At 53.3% G+C, this 19,004-nt stretch carries 14 protein-coding genes, 1 pseudogene and 1 riboswitch; of the genes and pseudogenes, 9 read left to right on the forward strand and 6 right to left on the reverse strand.

Annotated elements, in window-relative coordinates; all coding sequences use genetic code 11:
• Positions 1–123, reverse strand: a pseudogene (locus FN808_RS19220) (IS1595 family transposase); the annotation flags it as partial.
• 451 nt (positions 124–574) lie between these two features.
• Between FN808_RS19220 and FN808_RS07785 the strand changes: the two are divergent.
• Together FN808_RS07785 and FN808_RS07790 are read left to right on the forward strand one after the other, a co-directional pair.
• Entirely contained in the window at positions 575–1,942 is a 1,368-nt protein-coding gene (locus FN808_RS07785; RefSeq protein WP_221929965.1) for a Gfo/Idh/MocA family protein, read from the forward strand.
• Between the two features lie 72 nt (positions 1,943–2,014).
• Positions 2,015–2,764, forward strand: coding sequence for a 3-keto-disaccharide hydrolase (locus tag FN808_RS07790; protein ID WP_221929966.1), 750 nt, complete (start codon positions 2,015–2,017; stop codon positions 2,762–2,764).
• A 59-nt stretch (positions 2,765–2,823) separates the two neighbouring features.
• On the opposite strand, the gene FN808_RS07795 is transcribed toward FN808_RS07790, so the two are convergent.
• Together FN808_RS07795 and FN808_RS07800 are read right to left on the reverse strand one after the other, a co-directional pair.
• Positions 2,824–3,285 carry a CHRD domain-containing protein gene (locus tag FN808_RS07795; protein WP_142714015.1) on the reverse strand — a complete coding sequence of 154 codons (462 nt, stop codon included), beginning with the start codon at positions 3,283–3,285 and terminating at the stop codon, positions 2,824–2,826.
• 196 nt (positions 3,286–3,481) lie between these two features.
• Positions 3,482–4,516 (reverse strand): Gmad2 immunoglobulin-like domain-containing protein, encoded by a 1,035-nt coding sequence (locus tag FN808_RS07800; RefSeq protein WP_185958301.1) that lies wholly within the window; start codon positions 4,514–4,516, stop codon positions 3,482–3,484.
• A 253-nt stretch (positions 4,517–4,769) separates the two neighbouring features.
• Between FN808_RS07800 and FN808_RS07805 the strand changes: the two genes are divergently transcribed.
• From FN808_RS07805 to FN808_RS07815, 3 genes are read left to right on the forward strand one after another with little or no spacing between them, the layout of a single operon-like run.
• Positions 4,770–5,891, forward strand: a complete 1,122-nt coding sequence (locus tag FN808_RS07805) for an efflux RND transporter periplasmic adaptor subunit (RefSeq protein ID WP_142714017.1) — start codon at positions 4,770–4,772, stop codon at positions 5,889–5,891.
• A 22-nt stretch (positions 5,892–5,913) separates the two neighbouring features.
• On the forward strand, positions 5,914–7,143 hold the full coding sequence (locus FN808_RS07810; protein ID WP_142714018.1) for an ABC transporter permease: 1,230 nt from the start codon (positions 5,914–5,916) through the stop codon (positions 7,141–7,143).
• Between the two features lie 15 nt (positions 7,144–7,158).
• A complete protein-coding gene (locus FN808_RS07815) occupies positions 7,159–8,403 on the forward strand; it encodes an ABC transporter permease (RefSeq protein WP_142714019.1) in 1,245 nt (414 codons plus the stop codon).
• Positions 8,404–8,518: 115 nt separating this feature from the next.
• On the opposite strand, the gene polX is transcribed toward FN808_RS07815, so the two are convergent.
• Complete coding sequence (polX, locus tag FN808_RS07820) at positions 8,519–10,285, reverse strand: DNA polymerase/3'-5' exonuclease PolX (protein ID WP_142714020.1); 1,767 nt, start codon at positions 10,283–10,285, stop codon at positions 8,519–8,521.
• A 118-nt stretch (positions 10,286–10,403) separates the two neighbouring features.
• On the opposite strand from polX, the gene FN808_RS07825 reads away from it, so the two are divergent.
• The 3 genes from FN808_RS07825 to FN808_RS07835 all read left to right on the forward strand — a co-directional run bounded on the left by FN808_RS07825 (position 10,404) and on the right by FN808_RS07835 (position 14,501).
• Complete coding sequence (locus FN808_RS07825; protein WP_221929967.1) at positions 10,404–11,393, forward strand: glycoside hydrolase family 43 protein; 990 nt, start codon at positions 10,404–10,406, stop codon at positions 11,391–11,393.
• Positions 11,390–11,902, forward strand: coding sequence for a nuclear transport factor 2 family protein (locus FN808_RS07830; protein WP_142714021.1), 513 nt, complete (start codon positions 11,390–11,392; stop codon positions 11,900–11,902). Before FN808_RS07825 ends, FN808_RS07830 begins: the two co-directional genes overlap by 4 nt.
• A 70-nt stretch (positions 11,903–11,972) precedes the next feature.
• Positions 11,973–14,501: a M14 family metallopeptidase gene (locus FN808_RS07835; RefSeq protein ID WP_142714240.1), complete on the forward strand. Its 2,529-nt coding sequence runs from the start codon at positions 11,973–11,975 to the stop codon at positions 14,499–14,501.
• Between the two features lie 3 nt (positions 14,502–14,504).
• Here FN808_RS07835 and FN808_RS07840 read toward each other — a convergent pair whose 3' ends face one another.
• Complete coding sequence (locus tag FN808_RS07840; RefSeq protein WP_185958302.1) at positions 14,505–15,467, reverse strand: tetratricopeptide repeat protein; 963 nt, start codon at positions 15,465–15,467, stop codon at positions 14,505–14,507.
• 175 nt (positions 15,468–15,642) lie between these two features.
• A riboswitch (TPP riboswitch) is annotated at positions 15,643–15,738 on the forward strand.
• A 68-nt stretch (positions 15,739–15,806) separates the two neighbouring features.
• Between FN808_RS07840 and FN808_RS07845 the strand changes: the two genes are divergently transcribed.
• The gene (locus FN808_RS07845; RefSeq protein WP_246068309.1) at positions 15,807–18,245 is read left to right on the forward strand and encodes a TonB-dependent receptor; all 2,439 of its coding nucleotides are present in this window, start codon (positions 15,807–15,809) and stop codon (positions 18,243–18,245) included.
• Positions 18,246–18,353: 108 nt separating this feature from the next.
• Here FN808_RS07845 and FN808_RS07850 read toward each other — a convergent pair whose 3' ends face one another.
• Positions 18,354–18,896 (reverse strand): DUF2911 domain-containing protein, encoded by a 543-nt coding sequence (locus FN808_RS07850; RefSeq protein WP_221929968.1) that lies wholly within the window; start codon positions 18,894–18,896, stop codon positions 18,354–18,356.
• Positions 18,897–19,004 lie beyond the last annotated feature (108 nt).

The following is a 19,004-nucleotide window of genomic DNA, read 5'->3' on the forward strand; positions in this document are numbered from 1 at the left end:
GCGCAACGAAATTCCGGTCAATTCGGCCGTTTCAGTCGCGGTTAAATCCAACGAAAAACATCGAATTAAATGCCGAAATTTGGCCTCAGAAATTCCCCAGCGCTTGTAATACTTGTTATTCATTGTATAGCAATATGTTACAAACTTTTATAACATGCTATACTTCATAAGACCCTAAAAAAATAAGATAAAAGAGGGTCGAATCGCGCGGCTCATGCAACTGCAATCGTTCCTGATGGTCGAAAGCGAACGATCCGCAAACTGCCAAAAGGAAAATACGCTCTATAATATTTCACAAAAAATAAGGAATGAAAAGAAGATTCTTATTTAATTATTGATAAAAATAAACAATTTCATTTCATTAGATTGATAGTTGATTGCCCTGATAAAATAAACTTGTTGTCAACGGCAATATTATCGTCTCTGTATCGATTATACCTGGTAGGGGGGGAGTGGTTCGCCAAGGATTGTATTCGGCGCCGCTCAACCCGTTCAGAAGACCGACCAGGGAATTTGCTGACACAGAATGTGACAAAGAACCTTCAAATTTAATACTTAAGTTGTAAAATCTTTTATGTCGAAGAACAAACAAAGCCGTCGTGAATTTCTTTCTACTGCTGCATGGAGTGCTGTAGGCACTATTGGTGCAGCCGGGCTCCTGAGCAATTGTGCAAGTACGAACCCCATCAAGGAATTGCAGGAAGATACTCATCTTTCGCTATTGAGAGAAGCTCCCGACGGAGAACCATTGCGGGCCGGTTTGGTTGGCTGTGGCGGACGGGGCTCCGGAGCTGCCGTTAATTTCGTAGATGCCGGACCGAATCTGGAGATTGTGGCCCTCGGGGATGTTTTTGAGGATCAGCTTCAGAAGTGCAGGACCATGCTCAAAAAGGCACGAGACATTGATGTGCCGGAGGAAAATTGCTATAGCGGTTTTGACAGCTACAAGCAGGTCATCGATTCAGGAGTGGATATTGTCATTTTTGCCACACCGCCTCATTTCCGTCCCCAGCATGTTGAGGCAGCGATAGAGGCCGGTAAACATGTGTTCCAGGAAAAGCCGGTTGCGGTTGATCCTGTGGGTGCACGACGGATGATGGCAACGACCAAGAAGGCAAAAGAGAAGAACCTGTGCATGGTCAGCGGTACCATTCGCCGGTATCAGAAAGATTTTATCGAAACACAGCGCAGGGTGGCCCAGGGACAGATAGGTGAGATTGTCGGGGCTAATATCATTCGCAACGGCGGCGCGATCTGGTGGGTCGAACGAAAGCCGGAATGGAGCGATATGGAATATATGCTGCGCAACTGGCAGAATTTCAGCTGGCTCTCGGCCGATCACTATGTCGAGCAGTTCATCCATGAGCTGGATGTTATGAACTGGTTCGTGGATGAGTGGCCGGTCAAAGCGATTGGCTATGGCGGGGCGATGCACAATCCTTCAGGCAACAAATTCGACCACTTCAGCGTGGAGTATGAGTACGCTGATGGAAAGAAGACCCACTGCTCCACCCGGCAGATCAATGGATGTGACAATTCCAAGACACAGCATATTACCGGAACAAAGGGATATGCTGACGCAACGGGATCGCTCTACAACCATGATGGCGAACTTATTTGGGAGTACCCTTATCCCGAGGATGGCGATACCGAGTCCATCTGGCAGGTGAAAAACCCTTATGTACAGGAGCATATTGAATTGGTAACGGCCATCAGGACCGGTAACTATATTAATGATTCGGAGACCCAGGTTAATTCCACGCGTATGGCACTGATGGGGCGCATGGCGGCCTATACCGGCAAGGAAATCACCTGGGATGAGGTGCTGAATTCCGACCTCAGCCTTGGACCCGACGCCTATGAATTCGGTCCGGTCGAGGGCATAGCGCAGCATCCGCCGGTGGTTGGATCTTCTACTTCGTCGGTCGAACGGTATGCCTGAGACTACCGGCAGCCGGGCCATACTGCAGGATATGACATAACAACAATATCAAAATAAGCAACGGGGAGTGATATGGACAGAAAAGAGTTTGCCAAACAAGCACTGTGGGCTTCTGCTATGGTAGCAGCAGCTCCGGTAGCGGGACGGTCGCGAGAGAGGTCATCCCTGCTCGAAGAGGCCGGCCTGTCGTTCAGGCCGCTATTCAACGGCAGGGACCTGAGCGGATTTGTGGATGTTAACACATCAGAAGATACCTGGTGGGTGGAAGACGGCATCCTCAAAGCCACCGGTGAGCCGATAGGGGTGATCCGTACCGAAAAGCAATACCAGAACTTTATTCTGGATATTGAGTGGCGACATATGGAGCCCGGCGGCAACTCCGGGGTCTTTGTATGGTCCGACGGCACGCCCTACAAAGACAATCCATATCCCAAGGGCATGGAAGTGCAGATGCTGGACACTCAGTGGGCGGAAATCAATGACCGGCCGGTGGAATATGTTCACGGGCACCTGTTTCCGGCGATGAACCTGGAAGGCACCATTCCGGACAATCCGTCGGAGATTGAAGGGCGAAGCTATGCACTTGAAAACAGGGTGAAGGGCACCGGCCAGTGGAACCGCTATATCGTGGTCTGCGTGGATGGCACCATCAAGCTGTCTGTCAATGGCAAATTTGTCAACGGCATTCGCTCCACGGAGCGCAAGAAGGGTTACATCTGTCCCGAATCGGAGGGGGCGGAAGTGCACTTTAGGAAAATCGATATCATGGAACTCCCCGATGGTGTCATCACCCCCGACCAGGCGGCACCGGTTGTGGATTGATCGGATCGGCTGATCACTGATGCCGGGACTCCGGCAGGTGGCCAGCCTTTTTCTTACCCTCAGCCCAGAGGCGGTATCTGTCCCCGCAGTTCCCCTCTCGTATGCTGCGTGCTCGATATATTGATGAACAGATCTCCCTTTTTCAGCAGGTTTTTCTGTATGTCACTCAGGGGAAATAGGTTATCCCTGGCTTTGATGACACCACCGGTACGTTCTTCGTTGGCCTCCACCTTGAGCCGAAAAAGCATATTTCCCGCCTCTCCCTTCTCTCCAACCATGATGTAGGCCCCGCGGTAAAATCCCTTGAGGTCAGAGAATTCTCCTTTCACACGCAGCGTATCCTTCTGGTAGGTGACGGTCACAAAGCCGGAACCGCTCGTTCGTACGGGCGGCTGGTGGTTGTAACCGGCCAGTATGACTCCCCTGGATTGCTGGGCTTGTATCGAGACAGGTATCAGAAAAAGGGTGATGAGCGAAGACAGTGTAAAGACGGTGAGTGCTGTTGTTTTTTTTGCTTCCATGATGTCCTCTCTTTTTTATTCTTGTCTTACTTCAATATAACAGAAATAGCAGTTAATTATTACGCCGGTGGTGGCTCATACGGGATAGATACCTGCTGATCTGTTTTGGCAACAGCCGGCACTACAAATCAAGAGGCAGTGACCAGGGAGGAGAAGAGTTGGACTTTGTGGGTATAGAACGCCGGTAAGAGGAGTATCAGGGGGAAGAAAAAACAACCGACACCACATACGACTGATCATGCTGGGGCAGCCCCGAAGGATTGGCTCGTTCAAAGACCAGCCGGCCCGTGCCGGTGTCGGGGGGCGCAAAGTTGAGGGTCGTCTCAAACGGGACAAACTGATCCTGCATCCATTCGCCCTGTGCTGCAGCGGTAGTTTTGGAGAGCAGGCTGTCACTGGAGCTGTAGAGGCTGATGGTAAACTGTCCTTCGGCATACCAGGGACCTCTTGCCTCCCCTTTTATCTGCAGCGGGGAGGTGACTTTAGCATCGGGCCGGGGCTCTTCTACCGTTATAATTTCACTGGCTGCTTTCTTTTGGTCAATGTTCTTGAGGGAGATCGACTGCAGAACCCGGTTGATGATCCGTGCGTCACGCTTGTTCCTGGTCCCCTCGCGGACAAAACGGTCACCGGCCGGGACATCACATTTCTCCATGGGAAGCTTTTCTCCTGTCTCCTCATCGAAGCAGGTGGTAAGGTGGTCTGATGTCTGTATCTGGGCAAAGATAAAGCCGGAATCCGACCATTGTTCGGGCGGGTTCCCGGGAACAATGAAATAGGCCCATGGGGTGCCGTCTTGGAGCAGGAGTATTTTTGATTTCACCGTGTCAACAGGAAAAGAAAGGGCTGGTGTATCTGCTGAGGAATGGAAAGAGGCGTACTGGCTGGCCGGGAGTTCCGTGCCGATGCCAGCGGGCCATACGGCAATATAAGAGCGTTTGGCATTCCCGTGAATATCCAGGGGCAGCGCCCGGCTCGTACTGTCATCATCTTTGAACAGGTTGATGGCCATGTGTTCGCCATCGGCTAACGGCTCTTCGACCAGGATCCAGGAGGAGGGCATGCGCAGTGCAATGTCGTATTCGGGATTGGAATACAGGTCATCAAGCGATTTCGTGGTGTCGGGGCGACTGGCCGGTGTGGGAGCGGGTTCCGGATCCGTATCTGAGCAGCTGACAGACAGGAAAAGCCCGGCTGTAAGGATGATCGCGCAGAATGTTCTTGGCAGCATAGAGAGGGTTTTGGAGCTTGCTATTACTTGATTTTTTATAGCTTTTGAAAGCGCATTATGTTCCGTGGGCCGGGGTGTCCCCCAATGGTTCCTCCCCCGGCTTTCCACAGTGTCGGCCGGGCTAATGATCATGTTGCGAGCTGTACCACCGTCCGTACAGGTGTCTGATAATGCACTGATCGTAAAAGTTGAAACCGAAGTCCCCCTTTTCCGTAAAGCAGAATAACTCGCAACTTTTCAGATCATTATCATTATGGGTTATCAAAAGAAACGAAAACGAGGATTTTGGATAAGTATCGTGGCCATTATTGTTCTTGGCGGAGGAGCCTTCTACTATTTATACGGCCGCACATCCGCCGAAGAGAACGAGGAACAGCCGTATGTGACGGCGGAGATAGGGACCATTGTTGAGAAGGCCCTGGCAGTGGGCACCATTGAGCCGGAAAATGAGATCGAGGTGAAGTCAAAGATCTCCGGGGTGGTGAGCCGGATTTTTGCCAAGGCCGGCGATTACGTCCGTAAGGGCGACCCGCTTATTGAGGTCAGCCCGGACCCCACGCCTCTTGAACTGGCCGAGGCAAAGCGGAATCTCGAGCGTACCGAAATTGAGGAGGCGAACCTGGCAAAAGAGCTGGCCCGCATGGAGACGCTCAACAGTCGTAATCTGATTTCCGATCGCCAGTATGAAGAGGTGCAGCAGCGGTACAACGACGTCAGGGTTCGCCTGCAGATTAACAGGGAACGCCTCGAACTGCTGGAGTCGGGACGCATTGTCGTGGACGACATGGTGATTGAATCGATTATCCGTTCCCCCATTGACGGCTATATCCTGGAGGAGATGGTTGATGCCGGGGAGCCCGTTGTTCCCCTTACCTCTTACCAGGAAGGTACGCCGCTGATGTCGATGGCCGGAATGGACAACCTGCTTTTCAAGGGGACAATCGATGAAATTGATGTGGGAAAGATAGCCGAAGGCATGCCGGTGGAGATTAAGATAGGAGCGCTCCCGGCCGACACGGTGCACGGGGAGGTGTCGTGGATATCGCTGAAGGCCATCGAAGATGAGAATGCGACGGTCTTCCCGGTGGAAATAAGCATTACGGATGCAGGCGGGGCCACGCTTCGTGCCGGCTACTCTGCAAATGCTGATATCATCATCAAGCGCATGGAGGAGATTATCACCATCCCTGAACGGGTGGTGACCATGCGAGATGGTCATGCTTTCGTCGACATCCCGGGCGATGAGGAGGGCAGTAGAAGGGAGAAGGAGGTTGAACTTGGATTAAGCGATGCCATAACGGTGGAAGTTAAGGACGGGCTGCAGGAAGGCGAAAAAGTGCTGGAACGACCCGAAAAAAGCCTGACGGTACGCTAACATACATTCTTACCATGATCCCATGTCTTTGATATCTTCTATAAACGATCTGATCCGTAACCTGGGCCAACAGCGCCTGCGCAGCTTCCTTACCATTTTTGGTATCATGTGGGGTACGGCCACCCTTATTCTTCTGCTGGCCTTCGGGGTCGGTTTCCGCGATCAGACCATCCTGAATATGCGGGGGATGGGGGACCAGATCGCCATTATGTTTCCGGGACAAACGACGATCGCTTTTGAAGGCTATGGAATTGGCCGCCCCATCCGATTTCGTGAGTCGGATGCCCGGTTGCTGGGCAACCAGATAGCTGATATCGATGTTGTGACCCCGGAGTACATGGAAAGCATGGAGATATCGTTCGGCAAAAAGCGCCGTAATTCATCCGTGGGGGGTGTCTACCCGGTTTACCAGGATCTGAGGAATATGTTTGAAAAGGCCGGCGGACGATGGCTCAACGAGGCCGATGTGAAAGAGCGGCGACGGGTTATCTTTCTGGGCAACCGGTTGGCGGAGAATCTCTTTGAAGAGGAAAGTCCTGTTGGGAAGCAGGTGGGGGTGCGCGGTACGCCTTTTACGGTGATCGGGGTACTGAAGGAGAAAATTCAAAATTCCTCCTATTCCCAGCAAGACCGCGACCGGGCCTTTATTCCCGCTACCACCTATTCAGCGATGATGGGTACAGACCGGCTCAACAATATACTCTATACTCCATCAGACCCCGCCCTGGCTGAAAGCATCAGAGACCAGGTGTATGAGGTCATGGGGCGCAAACACCGTTTCGATCCCTCCGACCGTGATGCCATCGGTATTTGGGACACCAATGAATTCTGGTCGTTCATCAATGTCATGTTCCTGGGGATCAACGGTTTCCTGGCGCTGATCGGTTTTTTTACGCTCGCCGTCGGTGGCATCGGGGTAGCCAATATCATGTTTGTGGTTGTACAGGAGCGCATGAAAGAGATCGGCATCCGCCGTTCTGTCGGGGCACGGCGGCATCATATTATGGGACAATTTTTCCTGGAGACCTTTATGATCATTGGCATCGGGGCGGCAGCGGGCTATGCCCTGGGATGGTTGTTGGTTCAGGCTACCCAAAATATTCCTATCAAGGACTTTGTGGGATCACCCTATTTCGCCCCTGAAGTGGGACTTATTGCCTTTGCCGTGCTGGGCCTGGTTGGTTTTGCTGCCGGGCTGCTGCCGGCCTGGAGAGCAGCACGGCTTGATATTGTTGAATGCTTGAGGAGATAAAGGAGGATACAAACTATGTGGAGAAATTTAATCAGAGAATTTATTGCAGACCTCGGTAACCAGAAGCTGCGGTCTTTCCTGACGCTGATTGCCATTGCGTGGGGAACGCTTTCAGTGGTGTTGCTTCTGGCATTCGGCCGTGGGCTGGGTACCAGCCTGATGGAGGGTATGCTTGGTGCCGGTAACCAGGTGATTATTGTCTATGGCGGGCAGACCAGCATGAATTATAAGGGGCTGGACATCGGGCGCCGCATCAGCTTCACCGAGGAGGATGTGAAAAGACTTCAGCAGGCTGTGCCGGGTATTTCTCACTCCAGCCCGCAGTACGGACGCTGGGGAGCACAGCTCCGGGCAGGGGATGTCATCACGAATACATACATGGAAGGGGTGAATCCAGATTTCGAAATTATGCGCACCATGTTTCCTGCAGCCGGTGGACGGTTTATTAATGAGCGGGATGTCGATCAGCAGCGGCGCGTTCTCTTTCTCGGTGATGAAATCGCCGAACAGCTTTTTGGGGAGGAAGACCCTGTTGGCCGGCAGGTCCGGCTCGATGATGTGCCGTTCACGGTTATCGGGGTTATGCAGCCCAAAATGCAGACGTCCATGAGTAATGGGCCGGATGCCGACCGGGCTATCATCCCCTATACAACCTTCCGCAATATCTATGGCAGCCGGAATGTGAATTCCATGCTTATCCGTCCCTCCGACCCCGCGTTACAGGAGCGTATAAAAACTGATATTGTGTCCATCCTTTCTTCCAAATACGCTTTTCATCCCGAAGATGAGCAGGCAATACCGATGTGGGATTTCATAGAGATGGAGGAAACAAACAGAAAAGTGGCCGTCGGCCTCGAGATTTTTCTCTTTACCGTCGGGTTGTTTACCCTCATCATCGCAGGGGTGGGCGTGGCCAATATTATGTTTGTGGTTGTGAAGGAGCGTACCCGGGAAATCGGCATCAAGATGGCGGTGGGAGCAAGGAAGGTTCATGTCATCACCCAGTTTATTTTTGAATCGCTGGTCATCTCCTTTTTAGGCGGTTTCATTGGCCTGGCCATCTCGTCGGCTATTGTTTACGGCGTACTGGCGCTCGACATGACAGAAGGAGCAGGCGCCTTTCTGGGCAAGCCTGAAATATCACAGCTGTCGCTCATCGTCACCGTCGGTGTACTTACCCTCATCGGGCTTGTCGCGGGCATCTTTCCGGCAGTCAAGGCAGCCCGTGTTGATCCCGTGGAATCCCTGCGGTATGAATGAGCGTGTGTGAGGCACCGGCTTGCCGCCCGGCATCGCAGTGTCAGGAGTTGATCCTTCTGAAGACGATAAAGGCTCTGTTATTTGATGTTCTTGGCAGCGGAGGCCCGTGGAAGCGTTATGCTGACCGATCCTTCAGCCAGGCTGCAAATTGGTCTGCAGACCTTGTGTTGAGGATGCGTCCTTTGTCAAATTTTCCCTTGCGGGCAATGCGTACCCCATATTGAATATAATCGATTCCCTCGATGCTGTGGGCGTCAGGGTTGATAGAAGAGAGCAGGTCCACTTCCTTCGCCTTGTCGCCGTGGCGCCAGTCCAGATCAAGCCGCCAGGGATTGGCATTGATCTCAATGGCGGTATGATGCTCGGCCGCCAGTTCAATCAGCCTGTTCATGTCGAGGCGGCTTCCATTGCGTTTCAGCAGGAGGCGTCCGGTAGGGTGGCCTACCATATGGGTGTAGGGATTTTCAATAGCCCTGCGGAACCGCTCCATCATTTTCTCCTGGGGAAGGCCGAGCGAGGAGTGCACGCTGGCAATGACCAGGTCAAAACCCTCGAGTATCTCGTCCTCATAGTCCAGGCTTCCGTCGCTCAGGATATCGGATTCGATGCCTTTGAAGATGCGAAAGTCCTTTCCTTCGGCTGAAAGCTCCTCGTTAAGCTGGTCAATCTCATCCCATTGACGTTTAATCTCATCCACGGAAAGTCCGCCGGCATAGGCCGCTGTCCGGGAGTGGTCGGTAAGGGCCAGGTACTCATAGCCGCGTTCCATGCAGCCCTCGGCCATCGCCCTGATAGAAAACTTCCCGTCGCTCCAGGTGCTGTGGGCATGCACCACGCCACGAATATCCTCTTCTGCTACCAGATCCATCGTCTCGTATTCTTCAAAAAAGTCCGCTTCCCCACGGTCTTCGCGCAGCTCGGCGGGGATGAAGTGCAGATCCAGCTTCTGGTAGATATCGGCCTCCGAGGCATAATCGATGGGCGCCTCAAAATTGGTATTACCTTCCTCATCCAGCTCAAACAGGCCGTACTCATTGAGCGAAAGTCCGCGTTGCCGCGCCCGCTGACGCAGTACCACATTGTGTTCCTTGCTCCCGGTAAAGTACATGAGAGCGGCGGGGAACTCTGCGGGTTTTACGATACGGAGATCCACCTGGCGTCCATCCCTGGTACGGATGGAACTTTTGGTATCTCCGCGTCCCAGTACTTCCACGACCAGCTCGTGGTTGACAAAGGCGTCAAAAAGGGGAGGGATGTGTTCCTCGCTGGCGCCTATCAGGATATCGACATCCCCGATTGTTTCTTTGGAACGCCGCAGGGATCCTGCAATTTCTATGGCCTCCACGCCGTCAAGCTCTTTCAGGAAGGTATAGAGGGGACGGGCAATCTCGGTCGCCTCATCCAGGCGACAGCGTTCATCAAACTGCTGCATCCATTCAATAGACTTCAGGATTTTTTGGGCCGACTTCTCGCCCAGGCCGTCCAGCGAAGCCACACGGCCGTCTTCACAGGCCTCTTTCAGTTCATCAAGCTCGGAGATTCCCAGCTGGTTATGAATTTTGACGATATTTTTGGGGCCCAGTCCCGAAATGTCGAGCCACTTGATCACGCCGGCCGGAATACGGCTGCGCAAATCTTCGAGAACTTCAATGGTACCTGTTTCAGCATAGGAACGGATATCTTCCGCGATAGAATTGCCAATACCCTTGATATCGGTCAGGCTGTCATTTTCTATGTAGTCGTTGATATCGTCATTGAGCGTTTCGATCGTTTGTGCGGCGCGATCGAAGGCGATGGCACGGAAGCGATTTTCGCCGGCCAGCTGCATCAGCTGGTAAATTTCGCGCAGGCGATCGGCTACTTCATCATTTGTTACAGGCATAGGGCTCATTCATTTGGTTAATACGTTCAGGCAGTGACAAGGAAAAAGAGTATTGAATCATTCCTTCTTTTCACAGAAGTTACAGGACCCTAAATTAATAAAAATAAATCAGCTTCCATTGGACCAATCCCCCTTCGACCTGGTGAAAAAACAAGTATTGGCCGTTGTCGTGTTACTGGCTCTGGCACTGCCTTCGTTTGCGCAGGAGGAGGACAGCGTGGAGCACTACCTCTTTTCCTACTTCACCGGCAACGGCGAGGACGGGCTGCACCTGGCGTACAGCACCGACGGTATGACGTGGCGAGCGCTGAACAGCGGAGCTTCCTTCCTGGAACCCCGGGTTGGTGAGGATAAACTGATGCGCGACCCCTCCATTGTACAGGGGCCCGATGGCATTTTTCATATGGTCTGGACCGTCAGCTGGGAAGAGAAAGGCATCGGCTACGCTTCGTCCAAAGACCTGGTACACTGGTCAGAGCAGCAGTACATCCCGGTCATGGAGCATGAGCTGGAGGCGTTGAACAGCTGGGCCCCGGAGCTTTTTTATGATGAGCAAACCGATCGTTTCGTCATTGTCTGGGCAACGACTATCCCGGGCCGGTTCCCCGAAACCGACGGCCAGGACGGGAAAAAATACAACCACCGCCTGTATGCCGTAACGACCCGTGATTTCTCTTCCTTCAGTGATACGGAATTATTTTATGACCATGGATTCAATGTCATTGACGGGGCCATATTCAGGGAGCAGAAGCCCTATGTGATGGTATTGAAAGATGAGACAAATAAACCGTTCCCGGTTCAGAAGAATATCCGGCTGGCTTTCAGTGACCAGGCGGAGGGGCCGTGGTCGGAACCGACAGTACCGATTACCGGCGACTATTGGGCTGAAGGTCCGACGGCACTGAAGATCGATGGAAGCTGGCATATCTATTTCGATAAATACCGCCAGGATCAGTACGGGGTGGTAGTCTCGAAAGACCTGGAGGACTGGGATGACCGCTCCGAAGAGCTGAAGGTGCCGGAAGCCATGCGCCACGGGACGGCCTTCAGAGTTTCAGAAGAAGTAATGGAACGTTTATTGAAGTTTTCGGGGGAACAGAAACCATGAAGCATCTTGCTGTGACAGGGCTGTTGATAGCCGGTTTGGCAATGGGCTGCACTACAGATCCCACTCCCGAAAGTTCGCCGGAAGCCGTGGCGAAGGTACTGGATGACTGGCACCAGGCTGCAGCCGTTGCTGATTTTGAACGCTACTTCAGTTACTTCGCGAGCGACAGTGCGGTATTCATGGGCACGGATGCCACCGAGCGATGGACGGTGGAGGAGTTCAGGTCCTGGGCCAAACCCTATTTTGAACGCGGGCGGGCTTGGAACTTCACACCGACGGAGCGTTACGTCTATCTTTCGGAGCGTGGAAAAACCGCCTGGTTTGACGAATCCCTGGATACGCCCAACCTGGGGCCGGTCCGCGGGTCGGGTGTACTGGTGAGGCGCGGTACGAGCTGGCGAATTGCACATTACAATCTTTCAATTCCGATACCCAATGCCATAGCCGATACTGTTGTCTGGCAGGTGCGAAAGGCCCTTCGCGAAACCACCGCCTCCCCGCGGGAGTAGGAGCTGGACAGACTACTTGAACAGGCCGACATCAAAATCCTGATGATAAATACACTATAGTTATTGTATGATGATTAAATCGCTAAACTTCAAACTGGCTGCTTTCGCCCTGCTTGCGGCGGTGTCAGCGGTCGTGGATGCCAGGGCACAGGAACAGCTTCGCTCCCCCTCCGATTATCTGGGATACGAGCTGGGCAGTAAGTGGACTCCTCATCACAGGGTGATGGACTACATCCGGCATGTTGCCGATCATTCATCCCTGGTCAGCGTGAAAAAATATGGCGAATCAAATGAGGGGCGGGAGATGCTGTTGGCCTTTGTCTCCAGCAGGGAGCATATGGACAGGCTTGAAGAGATCCGCAGGAATAACCTGAAACGAACTGGACTGACTGAGGGGGCTCCGGCGGCAGACTCGCCGGCCATCGTATGGCTGAGTTATAACGTGCACGGGAATGAGCCCTCAAGCAGCGAGGCGGCGATGAAAACCCTTTACGAGCTGGCCCGGCCCGGCAACAGGGATGCACGGCGCTGGCTCCGGGATGCTGTTGTGGTCATCGACCCGATGCTGAATCCCGACGGGCGCCAGCGATACATTCAGTGGTACAGGCAGACCGCGGGCGAGCTGCCCAATATTCATCCGGAAGCCCGTGAACATCATGAGCCGTGGCCAGGGGGACGCACCAACCACTATTATTTTGATCTGAATCGGGACTGGGCATGGCTGACACAGCACGAGAGCCGGGTACGGGTAGCCGAGTTCCAGCGGTGGATGCCCCACATTCATGTGGATTTTCATGAGCAGAGCTATGAGGCACCCTACTATTTTGCCCCGGCCGCTGAACCCTTTCACCATGCAATCACCGATTGGCAGCACGATTTCCAGTATACCATTGGTAAGAACCACGCGGCCTATTTCAACAAGAATAACTGGCTGTATTTTACCCGCGAAGTTTTTGATCTTTTCTACCCCAGCTACGGTGATACCTATCCCATGTTCAACGGCGCCATCGGGATGACCTATGAGCAGGGCGGACACAGCCGGGCGGGGCTGGGTATTCTGAAAACCGAGGGGGATACCCTTACACTTAAAGACCGCCTGACCCATCATGTTACGACCGGCTTGTCGACCGTGGAAGTCAGCGCACGCCATGCCGAAGAGATTATAGAGGAATTCAGCAATTATTACCGAAAATCCAACCGTGAGCCGACCGGGAAGTACAAAACCTTTGTTATTAAAGGCAGTAACAATCCCGACAAGCTGGAGGCGCTTTTTGAACTGCTCGACCGGCACCAGGTGGCGTATGGTAAGGCAAAAAAAGAGCAATCCCTGACCGGCTACAACTATACGACGGGAAAGGAAGAACGGTTTCAGCTGCGCAGGGATGATTACCTGGTGAGTGCCTACCAGCCCAAATCGATCTTGGCACGGATCTTTTTTGAGCCTCGCCCGGAGCTGGAAGATTCGGTAACCTACGACATTACCGCCTGGGAGCAGCACTATGCCTTCGGGCTGGAGGGATATGCCATGACAAAGAAGGTGGAGGTGGCTTCTTTCGAAGGGCCGGTCAAGGAGGTCGCTGGCCTCAGGACTGAAAAACCTTATGCCTATCTGGCCAGATGGCAGGATACGCAGGATATAAAAATGCTCGCAGACCTCCTCAGGAAGGAGGTAGACGTACGCCATGCCCGTCGTGCCTTTGTGCTTGACGGAGAACAGTACGCCGCCGGCACGCTGATCATTACCCGCACGAATAACAGAACCTTGGGGGGGCGGTTTGATCGGCTGGTACAGGATATTGCCGCCCGGCACCGCCAGCAGCTGATGCCGGTGGAAACAGGATTCGTGAAGTCCGGGGCCGATTTCGGGTCCTCTTCCGTGCGTCATATTGCAAAACCGCGGGTGGCTTTGCTGAGCGGGCGCAGTACTTCGCCAAACCGGGTGGGGGAAGTCTGGCACTTTTTTGATCAGCAGATCAATTATCCGCTGACCCTGCTGCGTACCGATTATTTTGATGACGTGGATTTGCATAATTATGACGTCCTGGTGCTGCCCGCCGGTTCTGGCAGTCAGATGCTGGATGAACAGCAGCTGCAGAAGGTCAAGGCCTGGGTGTCTGCGGGCGGCAAGTTGATTGCCCTGGGGGGCGCCAATAAAATGCTGGTTGACCGGGATGACTTTTCGCTGGCATCCAGGGCGCTGCCGTCCGATACATCCAAGGTTGAGATCGATACCTTTGGAGCACAGCAGCGGCAGCGAATATCAGATTTTAATGCGGGATCGATATTCAAGGTCAGGATGGATTCCACCCATCCCCTTGCTTTCGGCTACGACTCTCACTATTTCTCCCTGAAACTCAACAGCGATGCCTATAAATTCCTGGACGAGGGTTGGAATGTGGGAGTAACGGGAGAGGAATCTCATATGAGTGGTTTTGCAGGGTACAAGGCCAAGGAGAGACTGAAGAATACCCTGGTTTTCGGGGTCCAGCGCATGGGCAGTGGAAGCATCGTCTACTTGGTCGATAACCCGCTGTTTCGGGCTTTCTGGCACAATGGAAAGCTGCTGTTTGGGAATGCAGTGTTTATGGTGGGGCAGTGACAGTTATGACGATTGACTGAAAAGGCGGCTGAGGTCCTCCTCGGCGGCTATATAGCCAAAGGCCGGCCAGTGCTCTCCGCTGTAGACCTTTTGGAAAAGTTCCCGGGCCCGCTCTTCCCGGCCATTGATGTAGTGCCAGTTTCCGAGACCGTACCCCAGTGTGGCGTATTCCAGGGCATCGCTGTTTTGCAGTTCCTCAAGCAGCATGTCCGGTTTAAAGACGCCCTTGAAAACGAGCAGGAGCTTATGGTACTGGATGTTTTCAAGAATGTCCATCTCTTCGGCAACGGGGTCCAGTACATCGCCGGCCAGGTCGTCTTTGCCGCCCCGCCGGAGCGCCATATACAGCCAGTAGGAAGCCGCCACAAAGGTATCATCATTGGTCGAAAGGCGGAGGCATTCCTCCAGGGCATTCTGTGCCTGATCGTAGCTGCCTTTGAGGTAATAGGCCAGCCCCAGGTGGTACCAGATGCTGGTATGAAGGGTCCGGCGGGTTTCTTCGTTCCCCTCGGCTGTTGCCGCAAGGGGAGGCTCCGGCTGGTCCTCGGAACCGTAGATCAACTCCGAGGACCGTTTGAGATCGTCAATGGCATCATCGAACTTGCGGAGCGTAATATAGCGGTGTCCCCGGTAGCGATAAAAGCGGGCGTCTTTGGGATGATTCTCAATACCTTCACTGAAAAGGGAAACGGCTTTTGTGTAATTTCCAAGGCTGGACTCGTAGCGCCCATAGCGGAGCAGAGCGTCGGCGTCTTCAGGGGTGTTTTCGTAATCGGCCCGGGCCTTTTCCAGCTCGGATTCAAACCGGCGTTCATCTTCAGGGGTGAGGGGCGGGGCATACAGGGTATCCCCAAGGGCCGAGATTGCCTGGTAGGAAGAGTCGGATGCGGCAGCGTTCTTTTCTCCTGAGGAACAGGCACCTACAAACAGCAGACATCCGGCGGCGATCAGCGCAACATGCTTCATGACAATCATTTTTTGTAAAATGGTTATTTCAATAATGGGCAATTCAGGAATGAAGAGCAAAAAATAGTTCGGGTATGCAGGATGGGGTGGTTTGACACGGGCGGAAAAAAATTAGTGGCCGGTTTCTTTTGTAGATCACTGGGCAAGGCCGTATCTTTGCGGCACATAACAAAGAACCCATGGTTGGGGGTGCTTGCAACAGCAGGCTGAGATCATACCCTGAGAACCTGAACCGGTTAGCACCGGCGTAGGGAAACCCGGCAGCAACAGCTGCCCGTTGATCAGCATTTCTTGCAAGTTCATCTCCCGCTCTTATAACCTGATAAGACGGAGGAACTTATGTTTTCCAAACAGTTACCACTTTATCTATTCAGCACGGGTATCCTGTGTTTTTTTATGGCGATGAGCAGTCCGCTCATGGCTCAAACGATAACCGGAACGATTATCGATGCCCGGACGAACGAGCCGCTGGCGGGGGCCAATGTGCTCGAAGTCGGTACTTCCAACGGGGTGTCCGCCGATCGCAGCGGCCGCTTTACCCTTGAAATTACCGGAACAGAACCGGTCCGGCTCCGAATTACGTTCGTGGGCTACCGGACGAAGACGATTGAGGCGGGCAAGGATGAAGCCTCCCTGCAGATCGCAATGGACCGCAGCACGCTTATGAGCAATGAAGTTTTTGTGGAGGCCCTGCGAGCCGACGAAGCCTCCCCGATGGCCTATGAAAATGTAAGTCACACCCGGATTGAAGAAAAGAACCTGGGGCAGGATCTGCCCTACCTCCTGGAGGGTACGCCTTCCGTGACGACCACGTCGGATGCGGGAGGGGGTATTGGCTATACAGGCCTGCGCATTCGCGGCGTTGATCAGCGGCGCATCAATGTGACCATCAATGGGATCCCGGTCAACGATGCAGAATCACATGGTGTGTATTGGGTCAATATGCCGGACCTGGCCTCGTCGGTTGAAAATATCCAGGTGCAGCGCGGGGTGGGGACGTCCACCAACGGGGCTGCCGCCTTCGGGGCGACCATGAATATTCAGACGACGCAAATGCAAACCGATCCTTACGGCGAGGTTAACACCTCGGTGGGGTCCTTCAATACCCGCAAGGCTAATGTGATGCTGGGATCGGGTCTCATGAACAACGGCTGGCAGTTCCAGGGACGACTTTCCAAGATAGCATCCGACGGCTATATCGACCGGGCCAGCTCGGATCTGAAATCCTTCTATCTGTCTGCCGCACGGAACGGCGACCGCAGCCTGCTGCGGTCGGACATCTTTTCGGGGCGGGAAAAGACCTATCAGGCCTGGTACGGAGTATCCGAAAGCAGGCTCGAAGACGGAGATCGCACACACAACCCGGCAGGGACGGAGAAAGCCGGTGAGCCTTATGACAACCAGACGGATAATTACCAGCAGGACCACTATCAGCTCCACTACTCCTATCAACTTTCCGACAGTTGGAATGCCAACCTTTCGGCCCATTATACCTACGGACGCGGCTATTACGAGGAATACAAGGCCGAACAGCCGCTGGGGGAATACAATATTGCCCCCATCGGCCTACCCGATACCACGATCAGCCAGAGCGACCTGGTGCGGCAGCTGTGGCTGGATAACCATTTTTACGGGGCGGTTTTCTCCACGGATTATAAAAAAGAGGACCGGTGGTCGCTGACCCTTGGAGGCGGCTATAATGAGTATGACGGCGATCATTTCGGGGAGGTTGTCTGGGCCCGCTATGCCGGCGACAGCGAGATGGATGACCGGTACTACTTCAATAACGCCTTTAAAAAGGATTTTAATACCTATCTGAAGGGGCGATACCACCTGACAGATCATTTCACGGCTTTTGCGGATGCCCAGATCCGACAGATTACCTACGAGTTCCTGGGAAAGGATCGACTGCGCCAGCCGGGCGGGGGAGAGGAGGTTGTGGATGTAGAGCAGCGTGATGAGCTTGCCTTTTTCAATCCCAAGGCAGGTCTCACCTATCGCCTCAGGAACAACCATCGGGCTTACCTTTCGTTCAGTGTCGGCAACAAGGAACCGACCCGCGATGAGTATGTGAATTCCACGCCCGAGAACCGACCCCGGCACGAAACCCTCTACGACTGGGAGGCCGGGTACAGCGGAACCTTTGAGTCTTTCCAGGTATCGGCCAATTTCTACTACATGGATTACAAAGATCAGCTCATCCTGACAGGCGAAATCAACGATGTCGGGGCCTATGTGCGGCAAAATGTGCCCGAGAGCTACCGGATGGGGATTGAGCTTCAGGCGGGCGTGCAGCTGCTGGACAACCTGGAATGGTCGGGGAACGCGACCTTCAGTCGCAACAAGATCCGAGACTATACCTATTATCTCGATGATTATGATTCGGGGACGCAGGATGTCATAACCTACGAGAATTCCGATATCGCTTTTTCTCCCGATGTTACCGCTCATTCCCTGCTGCGGTACAGCCGGGAGGGGTTATCAGCCCAGCTGTCATCCAAGTATGTTGCCCGCCAGTATCTGGATAATACCCAGACCCGAAGTCGTTCGCTGGATCCCTATTTCGTCAACGACGTGCAGCTGAGCTACGACTGGACCGCCATCTCCCTGATGGAGAAGGTCAAGGCCACGCTTATGGTTAATAACCTCTTCAACGTGATGTATGAATCCAATGGGTATACCTACGGCTTTATTGCAGATGGCAACCCCCAGTATTTCAATTATTATTACCCGCAGGCCGGCCGCAATTTTTTACTGCAGCTGTCGTTTAAATTTTAGTTGATATGATAGATATGTCAATGGTTAGATAACAAAAAGGGCAGCCCCGACCGGGCTGCCCTTTTCTTATAATACTTTTGCATTCAAAACCGAAGGCTGAAAGGATTTCTACACCTCGATGGTAAACGGCACTTTTACATCGTCCCACCGCAGCACGGCCGTGCCGGAGGTTTCTGAGACGTCCTCGAAGTAAAACATCAGCTGTTCATTGGCATCAGCCGATTCGGCCGTTGTGGTGACCCTAAGCACATCCTGGCTTTCGTCATACTCGGTCCCCCAGGATATGTTTTTGTTGAAAATGATGGTCCATTCCTCTTCCCCGGGGATGGTATAGAGCGAGTAGGTCCCCGCAGACAGCTCTTCGCCCTGCACCGTAACATCGTCGCTGAAGGTGATGGTCGTGGATTCATTGGCTCCGGTGCGCCAGACCTTGTTATAGGGCACCAGTGACCCTCCGAAAACCTCGCGACCTTTAACCCCCGGCCGCCCGTAGCTGATCTTGACGATGGTGGTACCGATGGTTTGGCTGACCGATGCATTCGGGCTGGTTCGCGCTTGTTCGTTGCCCCGCTCCTGGGCCAGCGCCTGTGGATTTAGGCCAAAAAGAAGCAAAGACAGTCCAAAAAGGGTATTCAATATTGTTTTAAGCATAGTCATCACCATTGAGTTGTTTGTATTTTTTTCATTTGCGTGAATTGAACGTGTGCACTTATCAACCGAAATCCCCAAGGGGATAGTTCCTTGGGACCCTTCGCCTTG

The sequence above is a fragment of the Fodinibius sediminis genome, from assembly GCF_900182555.1.
Classification (GTDB): Bacteria; Bacteroidota; Rhodothermia; order Balneolales; family Balneolaceae; genus Fodinibius; species Fodinibius sediminis.